Below are 16,484 nucleotides of genomic sequence, written 5' to 3' on the forward strand. Positions count from 1 at the left end.
GGCCGGAGCGAGCCGGCAACTGGCCGCAGAAGCCGCGCCGTCCGGTGGCCGAGGTCCTCGATCTCGTCTGATATCGGTGAAACCAGCAATTTACGGAGACCACGATGCGCTACGCAACCGAATCAGCGCGGCTGCTCGGTGTCCTCGACCAACGGCTCACAGGCCGCGACTAGGTGATGGGCGCCGACTACAGCATCGCCGACATCTCGCTCCTTGGCTGGGTGCGCAACCTGATCGGCTTTTACGAAGCGCGCGAGCTCGTCGGCTTCGACCGCTTTCATCATGTGCAGGCCTGGCTCAACCGCGGCCTCGCCCGGCCAGCCGTGCAGCGCGGGCTCGAAGTGACAGCCGCCTAACTTTCAGGAGCAACTTGTGGAATCGGTCGAGATCAAAACCATTGAGCCCCGCGATTTTGATATTTGGCTTCCGCTGTGGAGAAGTTATCAGCAATTTTACGAAGTGGATATCCCTCACGCCGTGACGTTGAAGACTTGGGAACGCCTCTTGGATCCGGCCGAGCCGATGCACGCGATCCTTGCCATGGTGGACACAAGAGCATTGGGGTTGGCGCATTTGATCTACCATCGATCTACGTGGACCATGGGCGACTACTGCTATCTTCAAGACCTGTTTGTTGAGCCCGGTGCGCGCGGATTCGGCATCGGCCGCGCACTGATCGAGCACGTCTATGGAGATGCGAAAAGTCGCGGAGCGCCTCGCGTGTACTGGTCCACCCACAAAACAAACCATAACGCTAAGAAGTTTTACAACAGCATCGCTGATCGCTCGGATTTCATCCTTTACCGAAAAATAATTGGCTGATTCCTGAGTTCTTATGTCCCAAGTCGATTGGCTGAGCCATCTTCTGAAAATGATGCGCAATGCGAGCAAGACCGAGCCGACCAAGCTGCTCGCTGTCTTCGTCCTCGATACCAATGACAACATCCTGACCACGCCCATCAATGAACCGTAAGACGTGGTCGTGCGGCATCACCGAGAACTAACCAATACTGAGAGAAGCAAAGTTCATGAAGATAGTCGTGATCGACGTAAAACCATGGGAGACGTTCGCATGAACATCCTCCATATTGATTGCAGCCCGCGGCCAGAATCGTACAGCCGCCAACTGTCGGCGGCGATCGTCAAAAAGCTCCTTGGGGTCAGGCCCGGCGCGCACGTCAGCCGGCGAGACTTCGCCTCCGTTCCCTTGCCGCACGCTGCGCCGGACTACGCGACCACCCTGTCTTCGCCGGCCACTTTGGCGGCCCCGCTGAGGGGCGCGCTTGATGTTTCCGAGGCGCTTATTCAGGAAGTCGAAGCGGCCGATGTGATCGTCATCGGAACGCCCATGCACAACCTCACCGTTCCCTCGGTCCTCAAGGCGTGGATCGACCAAATCCTGCGTGCCGGTCGCACCTTCAAGTCAACGCCGGCCGGGAAGATAGGAATGCTGAGCGACCGCCCGGTGTTCATCGGCATTGCATCCGGTGGCGTTTTTGCCGGTGACCGAGCCAATCAGCCGGATTTTCTCACACCGTATTTGTCGGTGGTACTTGGCTCTATTGGGCTGAAGACCCTGCAATTCTTCCCCTTGCAGGCCACGGCGTTTCTCGACTGGGACCAGGCCACATTGGCGGTGGACAACGCGCTCGCGGCAATCGACCTGACGGTCCTGGCGAAGACCGCACGTCCAATGACTGTGAAAGGAGCGTAGGTCATGAAGATAGTGGTAATCGGCGGCACCGGCCTGATTGGTTCGAAGACCGTTACCGTTCTGCGTGGGAGTGGCCACGAGGTCGTCGCGGCGTCGCCCAAAAGTGGCGTTAACACCGTCACCGGAGAAGGACTCAAAGAAGCCATGGCCGGCGCGCAGGTGGTGATCGACGTCTCCAATGCCCCTTCATTTGACGCAAATGCGGCGTTGGATTTCTTCGAGACCTCCGGGCGTAACCTTAGCGCGGCAGAGGCCGCGGTGGGCATTCGGCACCATGTCACGTTATCCATCGTCGGAACCGACCGGGTTCCTGGTCAAGGCTATTATCGCGCCAAGGTCGCGCAAGAGAAGCTAACCGAGGTTTCCGGTATCCCCTACACGATCATCCGCTCGACCCAGTTTCTGGAATTCCTCGGCAGCATCGCCGACGCGAGTACGGATGGAAGCATCGTCAGGCTTCCACCAGGCCTGCTTCAGCCCATCGCGGCTGATGACGTTGCCGCCTTTGTCGCGGAAGTGGCTGTCGCTAATCCGCGAAACGGCATCATCGAGATCGCAGGCCCGGAACGAGCGGAGTTTAGCCAAATCATCGCGCGCTATTTGAAGGGTGTAGCCGACCCGCGAGAGGTCGTGAAAGCTTCCGAAGCCCGGTATTTCGGCGGACGACTCGAGGAAAAGTCACTCGTGCCATTGGGCGAAGCCCATCTCGGCCGCCTTACTCTCGATGACTGGTTCCGGCTTTCTCATAAAAAAGCCTGAGCCGGCGCGCGCTATGCTTATGCAGGTTTCATTGATCGCGATGCGATCATGTACGGCCGTGACTCGTCATGTCGGAAGGCGGCCGCCATGTCTGGCTGATGGGACATGATCGCGTCAACGATAGCTCACCTGTCAACGCGCGCAATCGGCATCTCGGGGCGGCCCGGTCGAAGGGACGCATGGCGCTTAGGCGTCGTCTGCAGCGTGCGGAGTTAGGATTTCGGCCTGACCTTGGAATTGGCCGCGATTCGCGATGTCGACCTAGCGGCCATTATCTCGACCATCCGGCACCCAGCCAATTTTAAGCACGCCTTCTTCACCAGCGATCCGCCATTTCCACTTCACATTTTGGGATCCGCTACCGCGCTGGCCGTGTCCGCTTGAAACCTCTCTTGTCCCTGTCGGTTTCTATCCGAGATGATTTGGAGGAGAAATCAGCCATGGCAACGCAAAATAAAGAAGCCGAGGGAACCGATTATATCGCGATCGTATTTGAGGGCGCGCCCAACCACGAAGGCGCGCGGTTTGTTCAGGTCGAAAACAGCCAGGGTGAAAGCATTCGCCTCGGTGAATGGATAAAGGCTGCCGATGCAGTTAATGACCGGTGGGAGCTCAGGTTATTCGTAACAAGGGAAAACGGAAAAATGATCCTCAATCCGCCTTCCGGGGATTGGATATCGGAGGAAGAGCTGCGATCCATCGGCGCTATTCCCACGGACGAGACAGCCTGAAACACTCGCGCTGACCAGCCAGGCAACAACCTGGCACATCAGGCACATATCCACGATCTAACTCTCAAGCTTCGTCGCGCGAGACTGGGCCGCGGGGCAGAAGGCCAGTCCACGATCGGAAGTTAGCTTCCTTTGATACCGGAGCCGCTAGGACCGCCCGCAAAGGAGCCGCTGCCGGAGGAGGTGCGGCCAGAGGAACCGCCTGCAGTTTCTCCGCTTGTGCCGCCAGGGCTATTTTCAGATACCCCTCCCGCTCCGGTCGGGGAGGCGCCTTTGCTAGCGGCACCGGACATGCCGCCCGAGCTACCCGAGCTTGTGCTGGAAGCGGAATTATCCGCGTCCGACCCTTCCCGACGGAGCGCAGTCTCTGCAGATTGAAGGGTCTCCCGGGCTGTGTCTTCGACTTTGTCGAGGAGCTCACCGCTTCGGGCACCTGCGATGAGCTCGCCCACCGATGTCTCACCTGAAAGGCCATGGGCGCTCGCGCTGCGTTGACCGGCGGAAAGGACCTGTTCCGCGGTCTCCCGGCCGCGGCCGATCACGCTCTGTGCGGCGTCGCGGGCGGTTCGGCTGGCCTTAGCGGCCACATCCCCAAGGGCAGCCTCTTCCTGTTCGGATTGAGGGATCAGCGCGCCAAGCAGCGCGCCAAAGCCTAGGGCCAGTCCTCCCAGGAGAAGCGGGTTATCGCCGATCGTCGTAATGAGATGACTGCCGGCCTCCTTGGCACGTTGCGTTCCTTGCATCACCTTGTCGCTTGCCGCCTGGGCAATAGCGCTTCCCCGCTCTCCGGCCTCTGCAGCACGATCCCGCACATCGTGCACGTTTCTCATGACACTCTCTTTACCCTTCTCAATCGCTTCCGTAATGCGCTGGGCAAAAGATTCAGCCGTCTCCGCCGCTTCCCGCGTGATTCCGACCACGCCGGCTCGAGCGTCATTCACCCGCGCACGCCAGGCATCATCAGTCTCATTATCGCGCCGGACCACATCACGTTCGGCGTTGGATAGACGCAAATCGAGGTCATCGAAGTGCCTTTCGGCAGGCTGGATATCCGGGGAAGGCTGGCCGGGCGAGACCGATGCTTGCGTCCCCGTGTAGCCTGGGCCTCGCGACCCCGAGACCATAAGCCAAGCCAAGCCGATTGCGGTAACCGTCGTCGGCAGTGGATTGTTTCGAACGCTCGCCAGCAGATTTCGCCCGAAGTCGCCACTGCCGCTGTCCCGGACATAGGCCATCACATCATCCAGAATTCGGCCAGGCGTCAGATGCTCTTGCAGCTCGGTGAGCCGGGTATCCATGCGGGCACGCGTCAACCTTAGATCATCTTCGAGCTGGGTGGTGGTGTCCGTCATCGCATATGTTCCTTCACCATGAGTGTATCTTGCTGGAGGTTAGCCGCTGTCCGCGCCGGCGCCAGGGACTTACGGGAAAGCATACCGCGGCCGACCCCCGCGACGAGAGCGCCGACTACGATGACGATCACGCCAACAATCAGAAGCGCCGCCCATACGGGAAGGCGAAGAGCAAGCGCGGCTGCCCCGCCTTCGAGCAGCACGACGAGCCCGGCGAACGCCACCAGAAAGCCTCCTAGGATCCAGAGGAATGCCCCAACGAGGCGATGCAGCTTTTCATCGACTTCTGCACGCGCTAAGGCAATCTCGCCCCGCACCAGGTCCTGCACATCTGTTGCCAGGCCTCCGACGATTTCGCCCAGCGTATGGTTATTTGCCGGTTTATTGGGGTCCATTTTTTGCCTCCTTTGCCCGGGCCGGATCGGAGCGGGAAGCACCGGAGATTGCGACTTTGCCGAGGCGTGCGCTGGCGAAGCCGGCCGCCATCGCCGCGCCAACAAAAAGGACCGGTTGTCTGCGGGCGAGATCTTGGAGTTTGTCGAGGAGGCCTCGCAAATCATTGGAGCGTACGGTTGAAGCCAGATGCGCAAGTTCGTCGGCGCCCCGCTCCACCAGTTGAGCCAGCCAATCCTCCTGGCCCTCCAGTTGCTCACCCGAGCGATGCACGGCACTTGCCACCTCCTCGAGGCGTCCAGCGATTTGCTCCTTCCCTTGTTCGGCGGCCGCGAGTGCATCGTCCTTCACATGCGCGGCGACTTCACCGGCCAGAGCGGTCCCGCGCGCAGCGGCATCTTGGACCGTATCCCTCACTGATTCAGTTGCGCGGCGCGCACCGTCTGTGAGCTTGTCGGGCGCGGCCTTCTCCTCAGGAAAGTTCCCGACGGTTCGCGGGGCATCAACCATGTGCCCTTCCTCCTTTATCGATCGGATATGAGAGCCGACCATAAACAGGGCCATCACAAGGTGTTGGCCGCGATCGGCATATCGGGAATAAGCCGACGGTCGTTGAGTCGTTCCGGCGCCGCACGAAAAAACTTTCAGCGGCGACCGAGTCGCCAGCTTATTCCTGGGCTTCGCCCTTCGCATCGGCGACCCACGCACCGCGCTGGCCCAGCGGCTTGTCACCGCCCACGGTTGTATCATGAACGGTCTGCCGCTCCATCTCGGCATTGATTTCAGCACCCGACAACAGCACGATGGCGGAAATCCATATCCAGGTCATGAAGCCAATAATGGCGCCCAGAGAGCCGTATGTTGCATTGTACTTCCCGAAATTCTCCGTATACCAAGAGAACAGAAGCGAAGCTGCGATCCATACGATGATAGCCCCCACGCTCCCCCAGCTGATCCAGCGCCAACGAGCCTGATGACGACTGGGGCCGAACCGATAAATGATGGCCAAGCCGAAGACTCCAATGCAAAAGAGAATAGGCCACCGAAGCAGATTCAGCAGAAATTTGGAAAAACTTGCCAGCCCCAAATAGTCCAAAGCGATGGGGAGCGCTATCAGAGCCGAGCTGACCAGCAGAAAGAAGATGATCACCGCGACCGTCGCGACGATGCTGAACGCATATAATTTTACCAAGCCGCGTTTTTCGTCCTCCCCGTAAACGATATTGAGCGCGTCGATAAGGGCGCGGACCCCGCTGCTGGCCGTCCATATGGACATAAGTAACCCGAGTATGAGGGTGAAGCCCAAATGGCCAGCAGGCTGTGCGGCGATGCGAGTGATCTGGTCGCGAAGAACCTCTTGCCCTCCACTGGGCAGCACGCCGGACAACTGATCGAAAAGCGCCTGGGCTGATCCTGGGTCAGCAACGAATCCATAGAAGGCGAGAGCTGCCGCGATGCCGGGAAAGATGGCGAGAATACCATAAAAAGTAATGCCCGCCGCGATCGCCAGGACTCTATGGCGACCTATATTCGCCCAGGTCCGTAGTAAAATGTCGCGCCATCCGCGCGGCGGGATCTGGCTAGGCGCACTGGCGTCTCGGCCTCGGCCTGGCTCTTCGACGGGTAATCGCTCCGCTGGGCCACCATGCTTGGCATCCGCGCGCTTCGCCATCTCCGGATCCTGGTTCGCGATTGTCATTCTCCTCCTATTTTCCTTTATGTCCTCCGCATAGTTAGCTTAAAGGAGACGTCCGGCGCTTTGTTCCCAATTGAAATTGGATATGCGGGGCACTGCCGTGGCCCCATGGCCGAGCGAGATTGGAGCAGATGAGCTAATGGCGGTGGACCGGCATCCTTTACGACGATGACTTCTGACCAACACGGCCAGCTTCACCCGGTGCTCGCTCACCGGAAGTCGCTGCAAATTCGTGCCGCTGCAAATCAAGAGGTCGAGGCATAAGAGAAGGTCTCATTCGACCGGCGGCGAGCGCTGGTTGAGCGCGTAAAATGCACGGAACGCGTCCGATATAGTTCGCTTGATGACAATAAGCCGACTTCTTTGATGCGTTGTATGAACGCGTCTTACCATGATCAATCAACGCGTTCATTGGGCTGAAAGACCCGCGTGCAGGGTTGAGAGGCAATCGTCCCCTTGGATTGTGTTTGTGCGGTTCGTTCTTCACCTCCCTTGATACTCTCCAGTGCACGTCCTTCAAGAAGGCTATCGTCAACGGCAGCACCCCGAAACCCGAGCGAACCACACTACTTCCAGCACATTCGTAGGTCGGACGGCCAGGGCAAGCGAGCCGGAGATGGATAGGACGACCAAGCCATGAGATTATGAGGTCAGGTATTGGACAGACGGATGGAGCATTCCAAAAGCGAGCTTCGTGCACATGCCGAAGCACTTGGGCGGTTTTCGAAGGCCGCTTGATCTCTCGAGGGGAAGAGCGTGTGAGACGCAAAACCCAGATGACGAAAACTGCGCTGGAAGCTTACCTAACGAACCGGATCCAGACCTATGAACCGGACGTTACCGGCGTGATCGTCAACCGCGAAGACCCCTCGCTCAAAGGCTATAGTTGGGACGTAAGCAGAATCGACGGTCCCCTATCCGAATCCATGCTCGATAAAGTGGAGCGCGCGGTTATTTTTCCGCTCCAGAGGAAAATCGACCTTATCGATGAATAGCGAAGCAGCACCGTCCGTGAACTCGATATTTCTTCGCGCCTTAAACTGGATCAGCCCACGCGAAATTGTATTTTGATGTTGATGCACGGCGAGGCAGGGTGAGTTGATTATTGAGCTAACTCAAAGTTCGCGCGAGACAGAGTAATTAATGTGCTGTTGTACTCTCTGTGCAAGACCTGCCTGGAGGAGTCAAAGTCGGTATCGAAGTAAAGGCCCAACTTTCCGACACGCGTGACAGCTGCTCCATGGAATCAGACAACTTATGCATCGTTCCGATGTCGCGCTCCTTTCCCCGTGCTCTTCAATCGGAACCACCATTGATTGACCGTGTTCCACCATCGTCCAGTGTTCTTCCAACCAAGTCTCAGCGCCAGCGGTCATGATGTATCGCCAACACGCGAGGAAGGTATTCAAACAGTCAAGCACCGGAGAGGTACAGACAAATGGAAAGCTCGCAATCATCTTCAAGTCGGAATGAGAGCCAGAAACAGACCCTATCCGGTGAACAAGAACGACTGATCGATGCGTGGTGGCGCGCCGCCAACTATCTCTCGGTCGGACAGATCTATCTGCTCGACAATCCGTTGCTGCAAGAGGCCCTCCGCAGCGAACACGTCAAACCTCGGCTGCTCGGCCATTGGGGCACCACGCCAGGTCTTAACTTCATCTACGTTCACCTTAATCGAATAATAAAAGCACACGATCTCAATATGCTGTTCATTGCCGGTCCCGGTCATGGAGCGCCAGGGGTCATCGCAAATACGTGGCTGGAAGGTACCTACAGTGAAATCTACCCTGAGGTCTCGCAGGACAAGGAGGGTCTGCGGCGCTTATTTCGCCAGTTTTCCTTCCCCCGTGGCATACCGAGCCATGCCTCTCCTGACACACCCGGATCGATTCATGAGGGTGGCGAACTTGGCTATTCACTGGCACACGCTTATGGTGCCGCATTTGATAATCCCAACCTGATTGTCACCTGTGTGGTGGGCGACGGCGAAGCTGAAACGGGGCCCCTCGCCACCTCCTGGCACGGCAACAAGTTCCTGAATCCAAAGACCGACGGAGCAGTATTGCCGATCTTGCACTTGAACGGCTTCAAGATCGCTAATCCGACGGTGCTTGCACGTATAAGCGCGAATGAGCTCGCCTCGCTGCTGCGTGGTTATGGGCATCATCCGATCTTCGTGGAAGGGGAGGATCCACGAGACATGCACCAAAAGATGGCGACAGCATTGGACAATGCAATTGCCGAAATCCACTCAATCCAAAAGCTCAGTCGCGACGGCGGATCTAACGAACGCCCATCATGGCCGATGATTGTGCTTAGAAGCCCCAAGGGCTGGACTGGCCCGAAGATCGTCGATGGACATAAAAGTGAGGGATCCTGGCGGTCGCATCAGGTGCCTTTTAGCGATATGTCCAGGCCAGAGCATCTTCGGATACTCGAAGAATGGATGCGGAGCTATCGCCCATCAGAGCTTTTCGACGTCTCCGGATGCCTGAAGGCCGAGATAGCAGCCTTGGCCCCGGCGGGTGATCGTCGGATGAGCGCGAATCCTCACGCTAATGGCGGCGCTTTGATGCGCCCGTTAAGATTGCCAGAGTTCTCCATCTATGCGGTGGCTGTTCCCGAACCTGGCAAGGTGATTGCCGAAGCAACACAAGTCATGGGTACCTTCCTGCGTGACGTCATGCGTGAGAACGAGAGAACCCGCAACTTCCGGGTTTTTGGTCCGGATGAAACTGCCTCCAATAGGCTGCAGGCGATTTTCCAGGCCACCGACCGCACCTGGAATGCCGCGATGACCTCGGAGGACGATCATTTGTCACCCAACGGCCGCGTGATGGAAATCCTCAGTGAGCATGCCTGCCAAGGTTGGCTCGAGGGCTATCTCCTCACAGGCAGGCATGGCCTGTTCTCGTGTTATGAAGCCTTCATCCACATCGTGGACTCGATGTTCAACCAGCATGCAAAATGGTTGAAGACGTCCCGCGAAGTGCCGTGGCGGCGCCCTATCGCTTCACTAAACTACCTTCTGACCTCGCATGTATGGCGGCAAGACCACAATGGGTTCAGCCACCAGGATCCCGGCTTCGTCGATCACGTTGCCAATAAGAAGGCGGATATCGTTCGCATTTACTTCCCGCCCGATGCCAATACTTTGCTCTGCGTAACGGATCATTGCCTCCGTAGCTGGGATCGAATCAATGTTATCGTTGCGGGAAAGCAGCCCGCGCCGCAATGGCTTGACATGAACGCGGCCATTCAGCATTGCAATCAGGGAAGCGGCATTTGGGCCTGGGCCAGTACCGACCGCGGCCGGGATCCAGACGTAATTATGGCCTGTGCCGGCGACGTTCCCACGCTGGAAACGCTTGCCGCGGTCGACCTGTTGCGCCGACATATACCAGATCTGAGCATACGGGTCGTCAACGTTGTTGATCTTATGACGCTTGTTCCGAAGGCACAGCATTCACACGGCCTGACGGATGAAGATTTCGATGCACTTTTCTCAACCGACAAGCCGGTTATCTTCGCCTATCATGGATACCCGTCCCTGATCCACCGCCTGGTCTATAAACGCCGCAATCATGAGAACATGCATGTACACGGTTTTATGGAGGAAGGCTCTACAACCACGCCCTTCGACATGGTGGTGCGAAACCGATTGGATCGCTTTCACCTTGCCGCTGACGTCATCGACCGAGTGCCCAAACTCGGCGACAGGGTGGCGTATGCCAAGCTTGCGATGAACAATAAGCTTTCCGAGCACAAGCGCTATATAGCCCTTCATGGGATAGACATGCCGGAGGTCAGAGACTGGAGGTGGCCCCCCGCGTCGCAGAAACATGGGTAACGCCTCCAGCACTTGGAAATCTCCTTTGAATTGATTTGTCGCTGACAATCGGGGTTCTGCGATATCGCCGGCGGCGGGATCTCAATGCACGACCGCTTCCGTTCCTCCACGAACACTTCGGAAAGGCCGGGACGTATTTTTACTAGGTCGCGCAGGGCATCGATAACCGGCCAGTACGAGCCAGCCGGGCCCGGAAGTCCGTGGGTGCTGAAACCGAGACCGATGATGACCCTACGCCGCGCCTCATCTAAGAAATCCGGCGCTCGGTATGAGGCGCTGACTCGAGCGTTCACTGCTTGGCAGAGGCCACTAAGACAGCTCCGCGCTTCGGCACTGCATCGCGAATATCGTCAGCTAGAATCCAACTGTCCTGAAACATCTACCCGTCCATCGACGAGTCCTGTTAGCGGATGCTATCCTCGATGATGGTTTCCTGCGAGACCTTGGCGGTCTGTTGTTCCTCTTCGGTCAGACGTGTGGTCTTCCAACTGCCGCGCAGAAACCAGCAGACCGATACGACAGCAACCACCACGTTGGTAACCGGAAAGGACCACCATAAGCCATGCGCCTGCAAAACCGTGTGTTTCGAGAGCACATAGGCCATCGGAAACTGCACCATCCATTGCGCGACCAAGGCGATCACCATGGCCATCAGCATGTTGCCGGAGGCGCGGAACGTGGAGACGATACTGAGCTGGATGCCGACGCAGCCCCAGGCTAAAGACATTGTACGGATGAAGCTGGCGCCTTCGGTAATCACCTGCGGATCGTTGGGGATGAAGAAGGCGACGATCCGCTCAGCGCCGACCCAGGCAAGGATGCCGACCAGGGTGAGGATGACGAAGCCGAGAATGGTCCCCAGCACCGTGATGCGCGCCGCACGCTCGATATTGCCCGCGCCGATATTCTGTCCAACCAGGGTCGAAACGGCCATCGAGAGGCCCATTGCGGGAATCGTCACGACCTGCAGCACATTCGACCCGACGCCATAGGCGGCGATGGTTACCGTGCCGAAGCTCGCCACCAGGAAGGACATGATCATCAGGCCAAGGCCGCGCGTCGACAACTCGATCGAGCCTGGAAAACCGAGAAGGAAGGCCCGGCGGATATATGGCAGATCCGGCTTCAGGCTGGCCCAGCGCAGCTTAATACCATGCCGGCCACGCAGGAAAATATAGATGCCGAACGCGGCGGCGAGAGCCTGTGTCACCAGAGTCGCCAGCGCCGCCCCCATGACGCCGAGCCCCGGGAGCGGACCGAGACCGAAAATGAATAAGGGATCGAGCGCGAAGTTCAGGCTGACCGCCGCCATGACGATATAAAGCGGGATGCGCGTCTGGCCAACACCACGCATCAAAGCCTGGAACATCGCATAGATGAAGACGAAGATGATGCCGATGAAAGACACGCGCATGAAGCCGAGTGCCCCGGCATGGACATCGGGCGCCACACCCAGCAGGTCGAGCAAATACGGCGCCAGGATGAAACCGAGGGAGCCGAGAATGACGGAGGTGATGGCCACCATCACCATTGTCTGAGCGGCGACGTGATCGACCATGTCCTGCCGACCGGCCCCCATATATTGTGCACTCAAAGTGGCACCCGCCATGGCGAGGCCGGAACCCAGCGCTATCACCAGGAAAGTAACCGGAAAACTGACCGAGACAGCAGCGACGGAAGCGGCGCCCAGCCGCCCGACCCAGAAGGCGTCACTCAACTGATAGCCGGTCTGGAGGACGTTGCCGAGAATGATGGGAATTGCCAGGGTGACAAGGGCGCGAGTGATCGGTCCTTGCAGAAACAATTGTCGACGTGAATCCACGCTCGGTCGCTCTTTTTCGTTAAAGACAGGATAAAGCTTAATGCGAGAATGCTTATCTCACTTTGGCGAAAGCAACGTTTCGGGCAAGCCAGCATCCAACGGTCACACCAGCAATTTTTCCATCTGCCGACCGCTTAATTTGTACAGTCCAGTCGCCAGGAGCAGGTGCATCGAGCGAGCGATGGCAAGCAAGACGCCAGATGTCCTTTCCCGCCGGAGACATCGGCATAAGCGGGCCGGTTCCGAGAAAACCGTGGAAAGCCGCGAACCAACTGCCGCCGGCGCATATCAACTCCAGCTCGGATTCCAGTTCAACCGACCGATAAGTCCCGCCTATATCAAGACCATCGTTTGACCCTTCGGTGACGGGAACCGCCAAGGAGTCGATAGCATCACCTTGCCGGAGAATACGGATACCGCCGGCTTCCAATCTAAGCGTCATATCGAGCCCATGCGCGACGCCGTCCGGACCCACGCTTAACACTTTCGGGCCGCCATCATAGCTCGCTTTGAGAGTCCCGTTGCCGGCATTCACCGAAACATCGAGCAATAACCCGGTTTCCCGGTCGATCCAGGTCCCCTCGAACTTCTGGGCTAAGTTACGATCCGATGGTCCCGGCTTATCGCTTTCACCCAAGGCGGCCGCCAGGAGATGCATGGCTGCGCCGGAGCTGTCACTCTCGTGGTTGAACGCGACATCGACGGACAACCGCTCTGAGGGGACCCAAAAGCGCTGTAATCGCCACCCGCGAATCGCACCGCCATGGCCGGTCATCTCGCGGCCCCATCGGACCCGTCTTGCGAGCCCGAGTCCATAATTTGCGGGAGCACCATTGGCGAAAGAGGTTGGACGGGACAACCGAGCATATATGCCATCGGCATCGTCGCGGGTTTTATCGATAAAGCGTTCCCAGGCCACGAGATCGTCAATTGAGGCACAAAGACCGGCATCTCCGGACCAATGTAGATTGTTGACCCCTTGACGCCAGCCGGTAGCGAGTGTGCCTTCATAGCCACTCGCCCCGCCAGGCAGAGCGCTGGTCTCGGGCACGAATGATGCTGTTTCCATCTCAGCTGGCGTGACGACCAAGTCGATCAACAATTCACCGAAATCGCGATCGGCTTTCCGTTCGATGGCGTTGGCCAGCATCCGAAAATTTCCGTTCGAATATGAGTAGCCCGTCCCTGGCTTGAAATGCAGGCTTCGGGTAAGCTCAATCAGCGCAACGGAGTCCCTCGGACGAAAATTCCCTTCAGGCGATGCACCGCAAGGGACGCTGACTGCCCAATAGTCACGGAGCCCCGACTGGTTGTTTGCAAGGTCTAGTGTAGATGGCATGCTTTCTTCAAGGCGTGGCAGTTGGTCCGCGATGAAGGAATCATAATCAGAGGGGTCCGGCGCGACCGACAACAGTGTCGCGCAGGTAAATTGCTTTGTGATCGAACAGATCGGCGTAAGAGTCGTCGGCGTAAACGGTTGATGCGTTTCGAGGTTGGCAAAACCCCAGCCATGTCTGACGATGGGAACGCCATCTTTGACCACCGCAACCGCACCGCCCGGCCCGGGATAGCGCCGTGGCAGATCTTCTACGGCCTGTTCCAATGCGGTAAGGTCCATCATATTCCCCCGAAGAGTGGTAAATTCTGCACGGTGCATATCCAGACCTCTGCCACGCCCCCAGTCAAGCGGGTAATGATTTGCCGAAGTCGATTACGCCCCGCTTCCGCAGCCGAGAACGGTGCCTTCAGAAGGACCGTCAAGCTTTAAAGAGCGCCCCCGGGCGCGATTTTACCATCGCATGTAAAAGCCGCCGATCTGCGGACAGCAAATCGGCGGCTAACGATCCTTCAGGACCGACAGATCGATTAGTATTCCAGACCGGACGTGTGTAGACTCCAGGGCTCACGCGCGAAGACCCGACGCAGGATCGGTTCAAACGCATCCATCGGCATTGAGTCGTAATTGGGATCGAAGGCCATCTGGTCCCATTTTCCGCAGAAATCCGCGGTCATCTCAAAACAGGGATGCCCGCGATATTGCTCACGCTCGTGCCGGTCCCGGCCGATGTGATGGTAGTAGTAATATCCTTGAAAGATCGCGTGGTGCTTGATCATCCAATAGGTTTCGTTGCGCACGAACGGCCGCAGGATCGAAGCCGCATATTCGGCGTGATTCTCCATGCAGAGAATATCGCCAATATCATGAATGAGGGCGGCGACAACTGTCTCGTCATCGGCTTCATCACGAAACGCCCGCGTCGCGGTTTGCAGGCAGTGCTGATACCGGTCGATCTGCTCGCCTTCATAGCTGTCATGGAGATTCTCCATAAAGCTGAGCACCCGGTCCGGCAAACGCGCGGAGAAGGCCTTGGCCGAGGAGATGACCAGTTGATAGTCCTCTGCCGTACCATCCTCCATCTTGATGTAACTTGCGCGCCTTTTCTCTTTTACGTCTGCCATCACTTTATCCTATCGAGGATGATCGCTGATACGCCTTGATGCTGATCACTCGAACCACCAACGCTCCGCCATCCGGAAGCCATCCATGTCCCAGATCTTCACCAGATCTCCGTGGGCAACGTTCTTGGCAGTCGCATTCACATAGTTATTGAAGACCAGAACGATCGTGCCGCTATCGTCGTGCACGATCTGCTGCATCTCGGCATACATGCTGGCACGCTTGGCATCGTCGAGTTCCGACCGGGCGGCCACCAGCAGCTCATTGAAGCGCGCGTTCTTCCAGTTCGTGTCGTTCCAGGCGGCGCCCTCCGCATAGGTCGAGGTGAACATCCAATCGCAGGTGACGCGACCGTTCCAATAGACCGCAACCATCGGCTTCTTCATCCAGACATTGTCCCAATAGCCGTCATTCGGCTCGCGGTTCACCTTGATATTGACGCCGGCTTTCGCTGCTTGTGCACTATAGAGAACGCCGGCATCGGTCGCGCCTGGGAAGGCGGCTTCGGCGACGGAAAGATCGATGGAAAGCGTCTCCAGTCCCGCTTTCTTCAGGTAGAACTTCACCTTGTCGGCGTCGTAGGTGTATTTTGGTTGCGGATCGATGGCATATCTGACCGAGGAAGCGATCGGATTGTCATTGCCCGCTTTGCCGTGGCCCAGGAAGACCTTCTTGACGATCTCCTCCCGGTCGATCGCGTATTTCAGTGCGCGCCGAACATCGGCGTTGTTGAAGGGCGCGATCGCCGTGTTCATGGCAAAGGTGTAGTGACCAATTCCCTCGACCTCCTGGATCTTCACATTCGGATTGCGCTTCAGAAGATTGAGCGTCTTCAAGTCGCAGCCGGCCATGAAATGCACTTCGCCCGTAGTCAGCGCATTGGTGCGAGCGGCGACGTCCGGCACCGACAGGAACTCGACCTCATCAAAATATGGCAGGTTGTTTTTATGGTAATTCGGATTGCGCTTCAGCTTCGTGCTGACGCCGGGATTGAAATTCTGAAGGATAAACGCGCCGGATCCGATGCCCTTGGCCCAATCGATGCCGCCACCATCCTTGGCCGGAAAAATCGGCAGATGATAGTCGCTGACGAGAGCGGGGAAGTCCGCATTGCCGCCATTCAACTCAAAGATCACGGTATTCGGATTGTCCGATGTGACATTGGTTACCGGTGCAAGAAGGGATTTAGCAGCCGATTTCGAATTCGGCGCCATGTGGTATTTGAACGTTTCCACGACATCCGTCGCGGTCAGGTCCTTGCCGTTATGAAAGGTGACACCCTTCCGCAACTTGAAGACCCATTTCTTCGCTTCCTTGTCCGGCTCGTAGCTTTCCGCCAGATCACCGACTACTTGACCACTCGCATTGATTTCCGTGAGGTTGTTACACATAGCACCATAGAAGGCGCACTGCGTATACGTATCCGGCCAAGTGCCTGGATCGATCGTATCCGTGGTCGCGCCTCCAGCCATGGCGAAGCGGGCGAATCCACCCTTCTTCGGTTCGGAAGCGCTGGCGATCTTTGCCACCAGGCTCGATGTCATGGCTGTCGCGCCGAGGGCGGCGGCACGTCCCATGAATTCACGGCGTGAGATCAGACCCTTCTGAAGCCGGCCCGCCCAATACTCCAACTCGCTCATTCTTACCTCCCAGGAACTTTGACTGTTTCATTAATGGATAACTGAGCTTCAAACCGGTATCCGGTT

Annotated in this window: 16 protein-coding genes; 8 read left to right on the plus strand and 8 right to left on the minus strand. The window is 57.6% G+C overall.

The window, feature by feature from the left end:
• The first annotated feature begins 176 nt into the window (after positions 1-176).
• The 6 genes from SMD27_RS12190 (at position 177) to SMD27_RS12215 (ending at position 3,204) form a co-directional block, all read left to right on the plus strand.
• Positions 177-356, plus strand: coding sequence for a glutathione S-transferase family protein (locus tag SMD27_RS12190; protein ID WP_320508680.1), 180 nt, complete (start codon positions 177-179; stop codon positions 354-356).
• A 16-nt stretch (positions 357-372) separates the two neighbouring features.
• Entirely contained in the window at positions 373-822 is a 450-nt protein-coding gene (locus tag SMD27_RS12195; RefSeq protein ID WP_320508681.1) for a GNAT family N-acetyltransferase, read from the plus strand.
• Between the two features lie 13 nt (positions 823-835).
• Complete coding sequence (locus tag SMD27_RS12200) at positions 836-973, plus strand: cupin domain-containing protein (RefSeq protein WP_320508682.1); 138 nt, start codon at positions 836-838, stop codon at positions 971-973.
• A 99-nt stretch (positions 974-1,072) separates the two neighbouring features.
• Positions 1,073-1,714 (plus strand): FMN-dependent NADH-azoreductase, encoded by a 642-nt coding sequence (locus SMD27_RS12205; protein ID WP_320508683.1) that lies wholly within the window; start codon positions 1,073-1,075, stop codon positions 1,712-1,714.
• Positions 1,715-1,717: 3 nt separating this feature from the next.
• A complete protein-coding gene (locus tag SMD27_RS12210) occupies positions 1,718-2,473 on the plus strand; it encodes an SDR family oxidoreductase (protein ID WP_320508684.1) in 756 nt (251 codons plus the stop codon).
• Between the two features lie 440 nt (positions 2,474-2,913).
• Positions 2,914-3,204 carry a hypothetical protein gene (locus SMD27_RS12215; RefSeq protein WP_320508685.1) on the plus strand — a complete coding sequence of 97 codons (291 nt, stop codon included), beginning with the start codon at positions 2,914-2,916 and terminating at the stop codon, positions 3,202-3,204.
• A gap of 122 nt (positions 3,205-3,326) precedes the next feature.
• On the opposite strand, the gene SMD27_RS12220 is transcribed toward SMD27_RS12215, so the two are convergent.
• The 4 genes from SMD27_RS12220 to SMD27_RS12235 all read right to left on the minus strand — a co-directional run bounded on the left by SMD27_RS12220 (position 3,327) and on the right by SMD27_RS12235 (position 6,648).
• Complete coding sequence (locus SMD27_RS12220) at positions 3,327-4,556, minus strand: DUF3618 domain-containing protein (RefSeq protein ID WP_320508686.1); 1,230 nt, start codon at positions 4,554-4,556, stop codon at positions 3,327-3,329.
• Positions 4,553-4,951 (minus strand): phage holin family protein, encoded by a 399-nt coding sequence (locus tag SMD27_RS12225; RefSeq protein ID WP_320508687.1) that lies wholly within the window; start codon positions 4,949-4,951, stop codon positions 4,553-4,555. The genes SMD27_RS12220 and SMD27_RS12225 overlap by 4 nt, the downstream gene beginning before the upstream one ends.
• Positions 4,938-5,459 carry a hypothetical protein gene (locus SMD27_RS12230; protein ID WP_320508688.1) on the minus strand — a complete coding sequence of 174 codons (522 nt, stop codon included), beginning with the start codon at positions 5,457-5,459 and terminating at the stop codon, positions 4,938-4,940. Before SMD27_RS12230 ends, SMD27_RS12225 begins: the two co-directional genes overlap by 14 nt.
• Before the next feature lie 157 nt (positions 5,460-5,616).
• Positions 5,617-6,648: a YihY/virulence factor BrkB family protein gene (locus SMD27_RS12235; protein ID WP_320508689.1), complete on the minus strand. Its 1,032-nt coding sequence runs from the start codon at positions 6,646-6,648 to the stop codon at positions 5,617-5,619.
• A gap of 773 nt (positions 6,649-7,421) precedes the next feature.
• On the opposite strand from SMD27_RS12235, the gene SMD27_RS12240 reads away from it, so the two are divergent.
• On the plus strand, positions 7,422-7,640 hold the full coding sequence (locus SMD27_RS12240) for a hypothetical protein (RefSeq protein WP_320508690.1): 219 nt from the start codon (positions 7,422-7,424) through the stop codon (positions 7,638-7,640).
• A 443-nt stretch (positions 7,641-8,083) separates the two neighbouring features.
• A complete protein-coding gene (locus SMD27_RS12245) occupies positions 8,084-10,498 on the plus strand; it encodes a phosphoketolase family protein (protein ID WP_320508691.1) in 2,415 nt (804 codons plus the stop codon).
• A 403-nt stretch (positions 10,499-10,901) separates the two neighbouring features.
• Here SMD27_RS12245 and SMD27_RS12250 read toward each other — a convergent pair whose 3' ends face one another.
• The 4 genes from SMD27_RS12250 to SMD27_RS12265 all read right to left on the minus strand — a co-directional run bounded on the left by SMD27_RS12250 (position 10,902) and on the right by SMD27_RS12265 (position 16,418).
• Positions 10,902-12,320, minus strand: coding sequence for an MATE family efflux transporter (locus tag SMD27_RS12250; protein ID WP_320508692.1), 1,419 nt, complete (start codon positions 12,318-12,320; stop codon positions 10,902-10,904).
• 52 nt (positions 12,321-12,372) lie between these two features.
• Complete coding sequence (locus tag SMD27_RS12255; RefSeq protein ID WP_320508693.1) at positions 12,373-13,941, minus strand: D-aminopeptidase; 1,569 nt, start codon at positions 13,939-13,941, stop codon at positions 12,373-12,375.
• Positions 13,942-14,186: 245 nt separating this feature from the next.
• The gene (locus SMD27_RS12260; RefSeq protein WP_320508694.1) at positions 14,187-14,780 is read right to left on the minus strand and encodes an HD domain-containing protein; all 594 of its coding nucleotides are present in this window, start codon (positions 14,778-14,780) and stop codon (positions 14,187-14,189) included.
• A gap of 45 nt (positions 14,781-14,825) precedes the next feature.
• Entirely contained in the window at positions 14,826-16,418 is a 1,593-nt protein-coding gene (locus tag SMD27_RS12265; RefSeq protein WP_320508695.1) for an ABC transporter substrate-binding protein, read from the minus strand.
• Positions 16,419-16,484 lie beyond the last annotated feature (66 nt).

Origin of the sequence: Dongia soli (assembly GCF_034044715.1) — a bacterium.
GTDB lineage: Bacteria > Pseudomonadota > Alphaproteobacteria > Dongiales > Dongiaceae > Dongia_B > Dongia_B soli.

What these genes read in the sequence shown, in the direction of transcription:
- SMD27_RS12190 (WP_320508680.1), top strand. Translation starts at nt 177, where the DNA reads ATGGGCGCCGACTACAGCATCGCCGACATCTCGCTCCTTGGCTGGGTG.
- SMD27_RS12200 (WP_320508682.1), top strand. Translation starts at nt 836, where the DNA reads ATGTCCCAAGTCGATTGGCTGAGCCATCTTCTGAAAATGATGCGCAAT.
- SMD27_RS12205 (WP_320508683.1), top strand. Translation starts at nt 1,073, where the DNA reads ATGAACATCCTCCATATTGATTGCAGCCCGCGGCCAGAATCGTACAGC.
- SMD27_RS12210 (WP_320508684.1), top strand. Translation starts at nt 1,718, where the DNA reads ATGAAGATAGTGGTAATCGGCGGCACCGGCCTGATTGGTTCGAAGACC.
- SMD27_RS12215 (WP_320508685.1), top strand. Translation starts at nt 2,914, where the DNA reads ATGGCAACGCAAAATAAAGAAGCCGAGGGAACCGATTATATCGCGATC.
- SMD27_RS12220 (WP_320508686.1), bottom strand. Translation starts at nt 4,556, where the DNA reads ATGACGGACACCACCACCCAGCTCGAAGATGATCTAAGGTTGACGCGT.
- SMD27_RS12225 (WP_320508687.1), bottom strand. Translation starts at nt 4,951, where the DNA reads ATGGACCCCAATAAACCGGCAAATAACCATACGCTGGGCGAAATCGTC.
- SMD27_RS12230 (WP_320508688.1), bottom strand. Translation starts at nt 5,459, where the DNA reads ATGGTTGATGCCCCGCGAACCGTCGGGAACTTTCCTGAGGAGAAGGCC.
- SMD27_RS12235 (WP_320508689.1), bottom strand. Translation starts at nt 6,648, where the DNA reads ATGACAATCGCGAACCAGGATCCGGAGATGGCGAAGCGCGCGGATGCC.
- SMD27_RS12240 (WP_320508690.1), top strand. Translation starts at nt 7,422, where the DNA reads ATGACGAAAACTGCGCTGGAAGCTTACCTAACGAACCGGATCCAGACC.
- SMD27_RS12245 (WP_320508691.1), top strand. Translation starts at nt 8,084, where the DNA reads ATGGAAAGCTCGCAATCATCTTCAAGTCGGAATGAGAGCCAGAAACAG.
- SMD27_RS12255 (WP_320508693.1), bottom strand. Translation starts at nt 13,941, where the DNA reads ATGATGGACCTTACCGCATTGGAACAGGCCGTAGAAGATCTGCCACGG.
- SMD27_RS12260 (WP_320508694.1), bottom strand. Translation starts at nt 14,780, where the DNA reads ATGGCAGACGTAAAAGAGAAAAGGCGCGCAAGTTACATCAAGATGGAG.
- SMD27_RS12265 (WP_320508695.1), bottom strand. Translation starts at nt 16,418, where the DNA reads ATGAGCGAGTTGGAGTATTGGGCGGGCCGGCTTCAGAAGGGTCTGATC.